The 13,812-nt window shown below is 68.7% G+C and carries 7 protein-coding genes; 5 read left to right on the plus strand and 2 right to left on the minus strand.

The window, feature by feature from the left end; all coding sequences use genetic code 11:
- Positions 1-849: 849 nt before the first annotated feature.
- A complete protein-coding gene (locus R9Z33_RS03700; protein ID WP_318649952.1) occupies positions 850-2,022 on the plus strand; it encodes a linear amide C-N hydrolase in 1,173 nt (390 codons plus the stop codon).
- Positions 2,023-2,126: 104 nt separating this feature from the next.
- Positions 2,127-8,564, plus strand: coding sequence for an autotransporter outer membrane beta-barrel domain-containing protein (locus R9Z33_RS03705; RefSeq protein ID WP_318649953.1), 6,438 nt, complete (start codon positions 2,127-2,129; stop codon positions 8,562-8,564).
- A 533-nt stretch (positions 8,565-9,097) separates the two neighbouring features.
- Here R9Z33_RS03705 and R9Z33_RS03710 read toward each other — a convergent pair.
- Together R9Z33_RS03710 and R9Z33_RS03715 are read right to left on the minus strand one after the other, a co-directional pair.
- A complete protein-coding gene (locus R9Z33_RS03710; protein WP_318649954.1) occupies positions 9,098-9,892 on the minus strand; it encodes an SDR family NAD(P)-dependent oxidoreductase in 795 nt (264 codons plus the stop codon).
- Positions 9,893-9,898: 6 nt separating this feature from the next.
- Positions 9,899-10,873: a Bug family tripartite tricarboxylate transporter substrate binding protein gene (locus R9Z33_RS03715; protein ID WP_318649955.1), complete on the minus strand. Its 975-nt coding sequence runs from the start codon at positions 10,871-10,873 to the stop codon at positions 9,899-9,901.
- Between the two features lie 304 nt (positions 10,874-11,177).
- Here R9Z33_RS03715 and R9Z33_RS03720 point away from each other — a divergent pair, with 304 nt between their 5' ends.
- From R9Z33_RS03720 to R9Z33_RS03730, 3 genes are read left to right on the plus strand one after another with little or no spacing between them, the layout of a single operon-like run.
- Positions 11,178-11,807, plus strand: coding sequence for a TetR/AcrR family transcriptional regulator (locus R9Z33_RS03720; RefSeq protein ID WP_318649956.1), 630 nt, complete (start codon positions 11,178-11,180; stop codon positions 11,805-11,807).
- Positions 11,797-12,561, plus strand: coding sequence for an SDR family NAD(P)-dependent oxidoreductase (locus R9Z33_RS03725; protein ID WP_318649957.1), 765 nt, complete (start codon positions 11,797-11,799; stop codon positions 12,559-12,561). The genes R9Z33_RS03720 and R9Z33_RS03725 overlap by 11 nt, the downstream gene beginning before the upstream one ends.
- A 54-nt stretch (positions 12,562-12,615) precedes the next feature.
- Positions 12,616-13,812 (plus strand): ABC transporter substrate-binding protein, encoded by a 1,197-nt coding sequence (locus tag R9Z33_RS03730; protein ID WP_318649958.1) that lies wholly within the window; start codon positions 12,616-12,618, stop codon positions 13,810-13,812.

Below are 13,812 nucleotides of genomic sequence, written 5' to 3' on the forward strand. Positions count from 1 at the left end.
CTCTCCGGCTCTGTCACGGACACCCCCCGCCGGCAGCCAAATGGTGCATTCGACCACGCCGGACTTGCCGAAGGCTCCGGTGCCTGGAGAGGCTGGAGCAACTGCCATACCCCCGTAGAAGCGGTCCGCCGATAATGTGAGATCGGCGGAACCGTGGAAGGTGTTGGAATGGCGATTAAGCGTTCACCTACCTGGGTGCAGGCGCTTTCAGCAACACGGCGGGCCAGTTGCGTTTCTCAGCGAGCGCACTCCAGGGGGATGTCGATGGGGACGGCGTTGCAGACCTCCACATCGATATGACTGGCGTCGTCACGCTCGCCGCCATCAGCATCTGGTTGTAGAGACCACAGGGCGGGTAGGGCAGCGCGACGGCGATATGGTGGAGGCGTGGACCGCGCCTACCGCCGCGTTAAACCACCAGCAGCAAATCAAGCTGTCTGCGCGTTCCTGCATCCCAAAAAGCCCGTTAACTCACAAGATCGGCGGGTTTCGTGCGTTTGGGCCCCGAAAGCGAGCCACATCCAGCAAGCGCATTGAAAGCAACAGGAAAAACCGCACGGGGCGATAGGCGATAAAGCCCGCTGTGATCTGCAGAGTTATGTTGAAGCAACCAGCCCGCTGTCGTAACCAACCCGGAAAAACACCAGCTTCCGGCGATCCAAACATTGGTCGCGGATCACGGAGGGAGCACCCAAGTGTCCAACAGACGGGGTACGTTACACGGCAAATGCCCGGCCAAGGACCGCCGAAGCGACGTAGAGCGCAACGGATGCTTGCTCAAAATCCATATTATTTTTTGCAATAAGTCAAACGTCGCGCTAGCGTGGCCCGGACGACCGGGAGACGGAATTGACCCAAATCCTGCCGCGCCGCCTTCGTGTCGCGCTCACCAGCCTGGTGGCGTTACTCCTCTTCGCGGTCAATGTCGCGCAGGCCTGCACCTCGCTGATCTACCGCGATCAGGCGGGGCGCATTTACTTCGGACGAACGCTCGAGCTGGCCATGGAGCTGCCCTATCAGGTCACGGTGTTTCCGGCCGGGCTGTCCTACACGTCACGCACGTCGCCCCAGGCGCCGGCGGCGAGTTGGACGACGCGCTACCGCATGCTGGCCGTCACCATGCCGGATGCGGGCCCGGATGACCTGAAGATCGTCGAAGGCTTCAATGAGGCGGGGCTGACCTTCAGCCTGCTCGCCTTTGCCAGCGCGGCGGGGCCGCGTGATTCCGCCCTACGCACCCGCGCTGCCCTCGCCGCGATCGACCTGGGCGCCTTCACCTTGGGCCAATTCGCGACAGTGGCCGAGGTAAAGGCAGCGCTGGCGGCGCAGCCGGTGCTGCTGACGCCGCTCGGGCCGGTGGGGGGCGCCGCCAGCCCCTTCCACTTCGCCCTGCATGACCGCTCCGGCAGGTCGATCGTTGTCGAATTCGTCAATGGCCAGCAGTTGGTGCATGACAATCCTGTCGGCGTCATGACCAACGGCCCGTCGCTACCTTGGCACCTGACCAACCTCGCCAACTACAGCTTCCTGCGGAACACGGACGTGTCCACCGGCCAGTTCGGCTCGCTGGCGGTGGCGCAGCCGGATTCGGGCATCGCAACGCAGGGCTTGCCGGCGTCCAACACCTCGGTCGGGCGCTTCGTGCGGGCGGCCTTTTACGCGCAATATGCCGAGAAGGTCGCAGCCCCGGATGATGCGGTGCGGACATTGGCGCGCATCATGAACAACTTCGATCGCCCGCGGAACATCACGATCGACCCGCGCGGCGCGAGCGGGGAGGGGCTGAGGGTCCCCACGGCACCGGGGGCAGCCGTACCGGACTTCTCCAGCGAGTACACATCCTGGACCGCGCTGACCGATCTGGACCGCTCAACCTTCTATCTGCGGACCTATGGCGGCCTGAACTACGTAAAGTTCGACCTCACGACGATGACTGGAATCACGCGGACACAGTCCATCCCGCTCGCCTCGTTGAACGGCATGGCGGCGGACGGAACGGCCGCCCTGGTCGCGGCGCGATAGGCGGCGGGAAGGAACAGGCGCTCGCCTGAGGCGGGTGAACCTCGAGAGTCTTCGGGCCGGACACCGGCTGACGACCAGGACGCGAGCGGAGCATAGAGGCAAGGATGCAGCGCGAAGACTGTCGGCGGAAACTGCTTCGGGGCGCGCGAGGCGGCGCGGCTCTGGCCCTGCTCGCCGGCGCGCCTGCCACGGCACAAACCGTCCCGGCTTTCCAGCTCTCCGCGGGGAACATCGCGCTGGTCACGTCGCAGGCGCCTGACCCCGCGAATAACTGCTCGGCACGGCAGACGGTCTATAATTCCGCGACACAGGCCGCAGGCTTCGCGAATGGCGTCGTGGCCTGTGTCGCCGGCATCTCGTCGCCCGGCACGGTCATCTCCGGCCCGACCAGTGACTCTGCCGGCACCGTCACGATTGCCAATTCGGCGAATATCGTGGCGACCACGGCCAATGCGCCAGGCGCGGCAGGGATTGTCGGCCTGTCCATCGGCGGCACGCCCGATGTGGCCACGCCCAGCTTCGTGCCGGGGGCCGGGGCGGGCGGGGCGGTGATCATCAACAATACGGGCAGCATCAGCGCCGTGCCGGGAACGGCCACCCCACCTACAACTTTCGTCAGTGGCCAGAATTTTGGCTTCTTCGTCCTGCCCTTCGGCGGGGCCGTGGCGGGCGTTTCCTTCGGCGGGCAAGGGACGGGCGGGTTCGCGTCGAACAGCCAGTCCGGTGCCGCCACGACGCAGGTCACCGGCGGGGCGGCGGGGGACGTGACCATCGCCAACGGCATTGATGCGTCCGGCAACCAGAGCTTCGTCAACATCTCCACCGGCGCCAGCGTGACGGTGCCGGCGGCCGGCTCATTCCAGGCACAGCCCAGCATCAATGCCGGGCTGCTCGCCATCAGCCTGGGTGGGGATGCGGCCTATGATTGGGGCATCGGCATCGGCCAGGGCGGTGCGGGTGGTACGGTCAGCATCACCACCTTGGGCAACATCACGACCATCGCCGACAACAGCCCGGCCGTGCTGGCCTTCAGCGCGGGCGGAGGCGGTTCGGTCGCCGCGGGCAGCCAGGGCGGCGGGAGTGGCGGGGCGGTCGGCGTCTCGTTCGTGGCCTATCTGGGCAATACCGGCGGCAGCATCTCGACCAGCGGCGGCGCCGCGCCGGGCATCCTCGCCATCAGCGCGGGCGGCAACATCATCGGCAGTGAGGAGCAGGGCAATGGCGGCCCGGGTGGGCCGGTCACGGTCAACGTCGCCAGCCCGAACCAGATCGTGACGTCGGGTGCCTTCTCGGCCGGCATCATCGCCGGCAGCCTCTCCGGCGGGGCCACGACCGGCGTCACGCAAACCCGCCCCTTCTTCAACGCGCCCGGCAATGGTGGCGCGGTCACGGTCACCAGCAACGCGACCATCGTGACGCAAGGGCCTGGCAGCGACGGCATCGTGGCGCAGAGCATCGGCGGCGCGGGCGGGACGCAGCAGGCCAGCAACGTGACCAGCAGCTTCACCCTTGGCTTCGGCACGAGCAATGTCAGCACCGCGAGCCTGGTCACGGTCACCCATGGCGGCAGCATCACGGTGGGCGCGGCCGGCATGTCGACCGGCACCCAGGCCGATTCGCAGAATCCCAATCTTATGGCCAATGGCATCGGCATCCTGGCCCAGAGCATCGTAGGCGGCGGCGGCATCGCCTATCTCGTCAACACCGCCGAGGGCGCTACGGTCAATCTCGGCGCGCCGAGCGGCGGGGGCAATGCGTCCGCCGCAGGCGGCGTCACAGTCACCAACACCGGCGCGATCACCACCTGGCAGGCGGGCGGCGTCGGTATCCTGGCGCAGTCCATCGGTGGCGGTGGCGGCAACGCCAAGAGCGTCTCTGGCCTGTTCCGCGTCGGCGGGAATGGCGGCGAGGGCGGCACGGGTGGCGTGGTCACGGTCGTCAATTCGGGCAGCATCCTGGCCAATGGCTGGCAGGCCCAGGCGATCGTGGCGCAAAGCCTGGGCGGCGGCGGCGGGAGCGGCTCCACCGTGCGCTCCGCCTTTTCGGCCGTCGGCGGCAGTGGCGGTGGTGGCGGCGCCGGCAATACCGTGCAGGTGACGGCGGGGGCCGGTGGCAGCATCCGCACCACGGGCGATGACAGCGCGGCCATCGTGGCGCAGAGCATCGGCGGGGGCGGCGGCCTGGGCGGCAAGGCCAGCGCCTGGGGGATCATCGCGAGTGTCGCGGTCGGCGGCACCGGCGGAGAGGGCGGCCCCGGCGGGGCGGTGACCGTGACCGCGGCCGGCACCATCGCCACCGGGACGGCCACCACCGACGGCACCAACATCTTCACCACGGGCGCCCACGCCTTCGGCATCCTGGCGCAGAGCGTCGGCGGCGGCGGCGGCGCGGCAGGTGCTGCCTTCTCGACCCAGGCGGGTTCTCCCTTCGCCATGAGCGTCGCGGTCGGTGGCACGGGCGGGACGGGCGGCGATGGCGGGACTGTCTCGGTCGCCTTCGGGGGAAGCGGGCCGGGCCAGCTTTCCACGATCGGCCCCGATGGACATGCCATCGTCGCGCAATCCATCGGCGGCGGCGGCGGGGCAGGGGGGCAGTCGCGCGCGCGCTCCTGGGGCCTGGTGTCCACCACGGCCATGCCGAGCCTGCAGATCGCGACCGCGGTCGGCGGGGCCGGGGGCGTGGCGGGCACGGCGCAGGGCGTGACCGTGACGACGGCGGCGCCGATCACCACCTCGGGGATTGGCGCCATGGGCATCCTGGCGCAGAGCATTGGCGGCGGCGGCGGCGCAGGCGGCGACAGCACCGCCCTGGCCACGACTCTTTTCGCGACCGGCAGCGCCGCCATCTCGGTGCCGGTCTCGGTGGGTGGCCGGGGCGGCGCGGGGGGCGATGGCGGCACCGTGGCGGTCACGCTCGGGGGCAGCCTCTCGACCATCGGCGATGGCGCGCATGGCATCGTCGCGCAGAGCATCGGCGGGGGCGGCGGGACCGGCAGTATCGGCAATTCGGCGGCGCTTCCGACGCTCGGCACTGGCACGCCGGCAACGGTCGCCTTTGCCGTTGGCGGCGATGCGGCGGGGGCCGGGGCCGGCAATACGGTCAGCGTCACCACCACGGCCGCCTTGCAGACGCAGGGGCTGCAGGCGCATGGCATCCTGGCGCAATCCATCGGCGGTGGCGGCGGCGTGGCCAATGGTGGCCTGGTCAATGGCTCCACCTCGACGAGCGCGGGCAGCGCGTCCTATGCGCTGACCGCCACCATCGGCGCCAAGGGTGGCGCGGGCGGCAATGGTGCAGCGGTGACGGTCAACGCCGGCGCGGGGATCGCCACGAGCGGCGCGTCCTCCATCGGCATCCTGGCGCAGAGCATCGGCGGCGGCGGCGGCGCGGGCGGTACGGCCGCCCCGCCACCGCCGGAGAGCTGGCTGGCCGCGCTCGCGAACCAGGCCAACCAGATCTACGGCTTTGGGACCGTGGCGCAGGCGGCACTGCTCCAGGGCAAGTTTCCGAGCATCATCAGCCTGACCTCCTTCACCGCCAACCTCACCATTGGCGGCCGCGGCGGCGCGAGCGGCGATGGCGGGAGTGTCACCATCAACCAGACGGCGGGGGTCATTTCCACCAGCGGCCTGCAGGCGCATGGCATCGTCGCGCAGAGTATCGGCGGCGGCGGCGGCATTGGCGGAGCCTCCTCCACGACCTCCAGCACCTCGACCCTGACGGCACCGCTCTCCGCCTCGCTCGATCTCGCGCTGGGCGGGGCGGGCACGTCTGGCGGCACGGGTGGGCAGGTGACGGTCAATCTCGGCACCGCCGGCCAGCCGGGGCAGACGGGCGTGTCCACCACCGGTGTCTCGGCCCATGGCTTGCTGGCGCAATCCATCGGCGGCGGCGGTGGCCTGGCTGAATCCGGCGGGGTGCAGAGCGCCGGCGTGATGACCCTGGGCTTCGCGCAATCCGGCAACGGGGGCGGCGGGGGCGCGGGCGGGACGGTCAACGTCACCAATTACAGCGCCGTGCAGACGGCGGGCGATGGCGCGCTCGGCATGCTGGTACAAAGCATCGGGGGTGGCGGCGGCGCCAGTTCCCCGCCGACCCTCACGGCCGGCGCGGGGCCGATCTCCTTCCGCCTGGGCGCGACCTTCTCCGGCAGCGAGGGCAGCGGCGCCATGGGTGGGGCCGTGAACATCGCGCATAACGCCGGGCTGACGACGAGCGGGCCGCGGGCGATCGGCATTCTCGCGCAGTCCATCGGCGGCGGCGGCGGCTACGCGCCCACGCTGTATGGGCAGACGGCTCCGGTCTCCCTCGTGGCGGCCGGTTCCGGTGCCGCGAGTGGCGGCGCTGTCAGCGTCAACCTGGGGCCGGGCGGCTTCGTCGCCACCAGCGGGGCCGGGGCGCATGGCGTCATCGCGCAGAGCATCGGCGGCGGTGGCGGTGTGGCTGGCAATATGGACCAGCCGACCGTCTTTGGCTTGGCATCCGGGACCATCTCGAGCACCGCGAACGGCAATGGCGGTGCGGTGACGGTGCAGGTGACCGGTGGCAGGGTCTCGACCACCGGAGCCAATGCACATGGCATCATCGCACAATCGCTGGGCGGCGGCGGTGGCATCTTCGGCGGCAACATGGGTGCCAGCGGCGTCAAGGGTACGGCGGGGACTGTCACCGTGAACATCGTGGGCGGCAGCGTCACCTCCGCCCAGGGCTATGGCATCCTGGCCCAGAGCATCGGCTCGACCGCCGGCGGCGCGGCCCAGCTTTCCATCACGGGCGGCGCCCAGGTGTCGGGCGGGTTGGCGGGGGTGGCCATCCATACTTCAGGTGTCGGGAACCCTATCACGAGGCTGACCATCGGTCAGGCATCGGCGCTCTGCGGCATAAGCTGTTCCACCAACACCGGCAGCCCGGTCACTCTGGTCAATCCGTCGAGCCAGGTGGTCGTCACCACCTACGGGCTGATTGCCGGCACGTTTCAGTCAGAAGGGATTCAGCTGGTAGCCGAATCGGGAAGCACATTGCGCCTGAGCGGGACGAACACCTTGGGCGCGCTGACGATGGCCCCCGGCAGCACCCTCGATCTCCAGACTTTCAGCAGCTTTGCCGGCGTGACACTCCAGCTGCCGTTCGGGGCTGTTGCCCTGGACAAGGCGACCATCCTGATGCCGGTGGATTTCCTGAACCAGCAGTCCAACCGCCTGACGGTTGTTGGGAACTATAGCGTCAACGGGGTGAACCTCAGTATCTTCCCAACCAACCTCTACCCGGTCTCCACCCCGGTCGAGGTCATCGCCAGCCAGGGGCTCAACGTCGGAACCAACACCGTCGCGAACGGCGTGTCCGTCGGGAACAGCGACCTCGTCTACAGCTTCTCGCTGGTGAGCCAGGTCCTCCAGCAGGTCAACACCCTGGGTGTGACGGTTGGCGCCAATTTCACGCCGGCCAATGTCGCGCTGACCGGCAATCAGTCCCAGGTGGCGGCGGCGGTGCAGTCCAGCTGGAATACGGATGCGGCAGGGCAGCCCAACTCCTACACGCCGCAGCAGCGCGCCGTGGTCTATTCCAGCCTCTATGGCCAGAGCGCCAGCAGCTATGGCACCGCGCTTGGCAACCTCCAGAGCCAGACGCCGGGCGCCCAGGTTGCCAACAGCCTGAGCAGCGGGGCTGCGCTGGCCAATACCCTGCAATCCTGCCCGGATTTCGCGGGGCCGGAGACGCTGCTGCGTGAGAATACCTGCCTTTGGGCCAGGGTGATCGGCCGGCTCAGCGACACCGGTCGCACCCAATTCGGCTCCACCTCCAGCGCCTCCGCCGTGGCGTTCCAGATTGGCGGGCAATATGAGTTTGCGCCCAATTGGTTCATCGGCGCTGTGTTCAGCGAGGAGCAGGCCTGGCTTCGTGCCTCGGCCGGCAATGAGCGTGCGACGCTCCAGGGCCAATCCTTCGGCGTGACGCTGAAGCGCCAGATCGGCACCTGGCAGGTCTCGGCCTCGGCCATTGCCGGCTATGCTTCGGGGGATGCGCGTCGCAGCCTTCCCGCCTTCGGCGCGAACGCCACGAGCTCGCCCGGCGGCGACATTCAGATCGGGCGGTTGCGCGTGTCACGGGAATTCGTGGGCGAGGCCGTCTATGCGAAACCGGCCGTCAACCTCGACGTGATCCGGCTGGGCGCCTGGGGCTACACGGAGCAGGGTGCCGGCGCCTTCGGATTGCGTGTGGCTGGCAGCAGCCAGGTGCAATTCGCCGTCACGCCGCAGGTCGAACTGGGTGGCCGCTGGAATGTCTCCGAGAATACCGTGCTGCGTCCGAACGTGACCCTTGGCGCCACCTTCCAGTCGGAGAGCAGCTACGAGACGCGGCAATATCTGCTGGGCCAGCAGATGCGGATCCGAAGCCCGCTGGCGGGGACGATCGGAAGCTTCGCCCTCGGCGTGGACCTGACGCATAGTCGCGGCTTCCAGATGCGGGCGCAGTATGTGCTGGACGCATCCGCGGACATGACGGCCCATACGGGGACGCTCCGTGCGGGGTATCGGTTCTGACGCAACTGACGTCTCGCCTTGCACGTGCACTGCGACCTCAAGTCTTGTGCTGCTGGATTCTTCCTCGCCACATCCTCGGTAGCAACGGAGCCACGCTCTACCGATCGCCTTGCGGCAAGTGGTCCTGTCAGGCCGCCGCATTGTGGTGCGCGGCGTGATCCCTCGAACCAGCGGCCATGGCTATGCTGCCGCTGGACGAGGGAGAGGGCGTTGCGGTTCGGCACGGCACGTCCTGCTCGTCCCGCGCGGCAGATCAGAGCGCATCCGTGACCGAACCTGGGAGGAGGCGAGACCGACCACAGGCGATCCATGGTACGTCCTTGCAGGGCTCCGGTGACGTTCTTAGGTGCCGCGCGAACCAGAGCGAGACTGGCGGAGAAGGTGCGCCTCGGGACAGGCGGTCTCCAGGCTGACGCCTTGGAGAGCGGCGCTCACCGCACCCCCGTTGCTGGCTTGTCGAGCGATCGCCTGGGGCTCGGAAGATGCCTTATCTCAAAGGCGCGCATCCGGGAGAACAAGCCGGCCTGACGCAATCAACGGGTGGAAGCCGTCAATCCACCATCGACGACGAGTTCCGTCGCGGTCACGTACTTCGCCTCGTCAGAGGCAAGGAACAGCGCGGCATGGGCCACGTCCCAACCCTCGCCCATCTGGCCGATGGGAACGGCGGCGTTGCGCTTCGCCACGAATCCCTCCAGGTCGCCGCCCGCAAATTGTTCGGCGAGCTTGGCCACCAGCGGCGTGTAAATGAGGCCTGGCAGCACGCAGTTCATGCGGATGCCGCGCGGAGCATAGGTAATGGCGGTGGTCTTGCTGAAATGGATCAGCGCCGCCTTGGCCGCGGAATAGGCCGCCTGGGGCTTGCCCGTGTAGCGAATGCCCGCCGTGGAGGCGATGCTGACCACGGCTCCCTTTCCCTGCTTCTGCATGATCGGCAGCACCGCGTGGCAGCAAAGGAAAGCGCTTTTGAGGTTGATGGCGATCTGGCTGTCCCACAGCGCCTCGTCCATCTCACCGGGGATGGCGGGTTCGGACTTGCCGACATTGTTCACCAGCACGTCGATACGGCCGAAGCGCGCCATGCAGGCATCGACCAGCCGCGCCACCTCGGCGGAATCCGTGACGTCGCCCGTCGCGATCTCGCAGGTGCCGCCCTCGCCCTGGATGATCGCCTGCGTCTCGCGTGCCGCGGCTTCGTTGATGTCCACGCCGAAGATGCGCGCCCCCTGCCGGGCAAACAGCACCGCGATCGACTTGCCGTTGCCCCAGCCCGGTCCGACCGAGCCGCAGCCGGTCAGGAACACCACCTTGTCCGTCAGCTTGAACATGCGCGCCTACTCGATCTCGATATTGGCGGCGCGAATGACGGGGCCCCAGAGCGCCGCCTCCTCCGCGATGAAGCGCGTCGCGCTTTCGGGCGTGGAATCCGTCACGGGCACAAAGGCGATGGCCTCCAGCGCGCGGGCAATCTCGGGCGTGGACATCGCAGCGCGAGCGGCAGCGGCCAAGCGCTCCAGCCGGTCCGGCGGCGTGCCGGGGGGTGCAGCCAGGTAGTTGGCGATGCGGGTCACGACGTCGAAGCCGCTCTCGCGCGCGGTCGGCACATCGGGCACCACCGCTGCGCGCTGCTCGCCGAAGACGGAGATGATCCTGAGCTTCCCCTCGCGGTGCTGCGGCAGCAGCGTCGTGAAGGCGTCGACGGCGAAGGAGATCGTCCCGGAGAGAAGATCCTGGGTCAGCGGCCCCGAGCCTCGGTAGGGCACGTGCACCACATCAAGGTTGCCGACCCGTATCCGCAGCAACTCCGTCGAGAGGTGCGGGGCGCCCCCGATGCCCGAACTGCCATAGCTGAGCCGGCCCGGCTGGGCGCGGATGAGCGCAATCAATTCGGCCAGGCTGTTCACGCCAAGCCGTGGATTGACCGCCAGGGCGAGCGGCGTGATGCCGAGGATGGCGATATGCGAAAACCCCGTCACGGGATCGAAGGGCGGCACGCGACGTGTGAGTGGGCCGGTGATCCCGGCCGTCGGGCTTTGAAAGATCAACGTATACCCATCCGGCCGGGCGCGATGCACCTCGGCCGAGCCGATGAGACCCCCCGCCCCGCCGCGATTGTCGACGACAACGGATTGGCCGAGCGCCCGCCCGAAGGGCTCGGCAAACATGCGCCCAAAAATGTCGGTGTTTCCACCCGGCGGGAAAGCCACCACCATGCGGATGCTGGAACTGGGGAAAGGCGCTTGCGCATAGGCGGGGGCGGCCAGCAGTCCAAGGCCGGCTGCCGCGCGCAGGATCTGGCGCTTCTTCATGGCTTTTTCCTCATCGCCCTCTCGCGGGGCCGATGATAGGCAACGCCGCCCCGCCCCGGCTGTCAATGTGAGGGTGAGGTCATGTGGCGTGCCTGACGTGCTCCCGCCGGACCAGTTTCAGGGGTCAGGACCAGGGGCGAGACGGCACCACCAGCCGGGCGATCGAGGCACGCGGATCCGAAGCGGGCGGGATGGCCCGCGGCCCGGCGGCCCCAACCCCTGGGAGGGGTGATGACTGAGCGATCACTCATTTCCCTTGACCACCCGGCCGCAGCGGTCGCAGGCTCCTCCGGGGAGCAACGCCATGACGCCAACGCGCGTGATCACGGCACAAGTCAGTGACACCGGCCTCGTGAACGAGCGCCGCGCGCATATCGCGCAGGCCGCCGCGCGGGTGTTTCGCCGCAAGGGCTTCCACAACGCCACCATCCGCGACATTGCGGTCGAGGCCGGGCTTTCGCAGGGCAGCCTCTACAACTACGTCCGCACCAAGGACGATATCCTCTACCTCGTGCATCAGGACATGACGGCGGCCTATGCGCGCGATGTGGAGCGCGCGCTGGAAGACGTGACCGAGCCCCGCGCGCGGCTGCACGCCGCCATCGCCGCCTTCATCCATTCGATGCGGGAGCGTCGCGCGGACATCGCCCTGATCTACCAGGAGACGCATGCGCTGGGCGAGGAGTCGCGCCGCGCTGTGCTGGCGCAGACCCAGGCCTTCATCCAGCGTTTCGCCCAGTTGATCGAGGAGGCGCGCGCCGCCGGCATGGCGCTGCCGGGCGCCGGCCCGCTCGCCGCCGATATCGTGACCTTCCTGCCCGTCATGCTCTCGCTGCGTGCCTGGCGCCTCCGGGACATCATGCCGGGCGATGCCGCCGAGGCGGAGCTGGTCGGTTTCCTCATGCGTGGATTGGGCATTCAGGATGGAGTTTGACCGGCAGCGCCTGCTGGTGGTGGGCGGCAGCCGCGGCGTGGGCCGCGCCATCGCGCTGGCGGGTGCCGAGCGTGGCGCCGATGTCGCCATCCTCTATCGCAGCCGAAGCGAGGAAGCGGAGGCGGTGCTGCAGGCGATCCGCGCCAAGGGCCGGCGCGCCGTCGCGGTGCAGGCCGATCTGGCCGCCGCCGAAGCGACTTCCGCCGCGATCAATGCTGCCGCCGAGGCGCTCGGCGGGCTTTCGCTGATGGCGCATGCGGCGGGCGCCATGGGGCAATGGGCCAGCGTGGCCGAGATGTCGCCGTTGGATTGGGGGCGCTACATCGCGGTGGATCTGAATGGCTGCTTCCACGCGCTGCATGCGGCGATTCCGCATCTGCGCCAGGCCAAGGGGGGCGCCATCCTCGCCATCTCCTCCATCGCCGCGCAGATGTGCCAGGCGCGCAATGCGCAAGGGGCTGCCGCCAAGGCCGGCGTGGAGGCGCTGATCCGCGTCACCGCCAAGGAGGAGGCGCGCCATGGCATCCGCGCCAACGCGCTCGCCATCGGCCTGACGCAGACCGACATGGCGCAGACCGCCTTCGATGCCTGGGGGCCCGAGACCTCGGCGCGGATCATCAAGGGCATTCCGCTGCAGCGCATCGCGACGGCCGAGGAAGTGGCCGGCGTCGCCTGCTTCATGATGGGACCAGCCTGCAGCTATCTCACCGGCAAGGTGCTGCAGCTTGATGGAGGCCAGATCATCGCCGGTTGATTTCACGCAAGACGGCAGCCGGAACACCGGCGCCATTCCAGGAGGAACACCCGCATGACCATGAACATCGCCCGCCGGCCTGCCTTGGCCGCACTTCTCGCCGCCCCCGCCTTCATCAACACCGGCCGCGCCCAGGGGGCGCCGCTCAAGATCGGCGTGCCGACAGCCATGACCGGCACCTGGGCTGCGCTGGGCGCGCAGGTCGTGCGCTCCTGCCGGCTCTGGGCCAAGACAACCAATGCCGAGGGCGGGCTGCTCGGCCGCCCCGTCGAATTTCTCTTCGAGGACACGCAGGGCGTGCCCGCCAACTGCCTGCGCAAGGCGCAGGAAATGGTGGAGCGGGACCGCGTGAACATCCTGCTCGGCCTGATGGCGAGCAGCGAGGCGCTGGCGGTGATGCCCAAGCTCGCCGAGTGGAACGCGCTCTTCATCTCGTCGGTGAACGGTGCCGGTTCCATCACGGCGGAAGCCTGGGTGCCGAACGCCTTCCGCTCCAACACCTCGGGCCCCATGGGCGCGCGCGCGCTGGCGCTCTGGCTGCGCAATTCGCCGCAGACGGATTTCTTCTCGCTTTCGCTCGACTATGCCTGGGGCCGTTCCTCGGTGGAGACCTTCGAGGGGCTTCTGCGCGGCATCGGCAAGCGCTCCATCGGCAGCGTCTTCGCCCCCGTCGGCACGCGCGACTATTCCAGCTTCATCACCCGCGTGCGCCAGGCCAATCCGCAGGCGCTCTACATCGCGCTCACCGGCGATGACGGCACGGCCTTCCTGCGCCAGGCCGCGCAGTTCCGGCTCTTCGAACGCATGCCGGTGGTGACCGAGACGGTGGACATGCTGTTCACGCGCCCCGCCGGCGATGCGGCGATCGGCCTCGTCGGCGGCAGCCGCTACACCTTTGCTTACGATCACCCGGCCAACAACGCCTTCGTCCAGCGCTTCCGCGCCGAATACAACGACCTGCCCGACACCTACGACGGCGAGCAGTGGCAGGCCTGCGAGGTGCTGCGCGCCGCGGTGAACAAGGCGGGTTCGACGGAGACGCCGGCCGTGGTGGCCGCGCTGCGTGACCTGGAGCTGAACTCCATCAAGGGCCCGCTGAAGATCCGCGGCTGCGATGGCCAGGCCGAGCAGCAGGGCTTCGTGGTGCGCGTGGCGCGTCGCGAGGGCTTCCCCGTTCCGGCGCCGGAGGTGATCGCGACCTTCACGGCCTCCGAAGTGACGCCGGCCTGCCGCGCCTCCAACTTCACCTGA

Source organism: Sediminicoccus rosea, assembly GCF_033547095.1.
In the GTDB taxonomy this organism is placed as follows: domain Bacteria; phylum Pseudomonadota; class Alphaproteobacteria; order Acetobacterales; family Acetobacteraceae; genus Roseococcus; species Roseococcus rosea.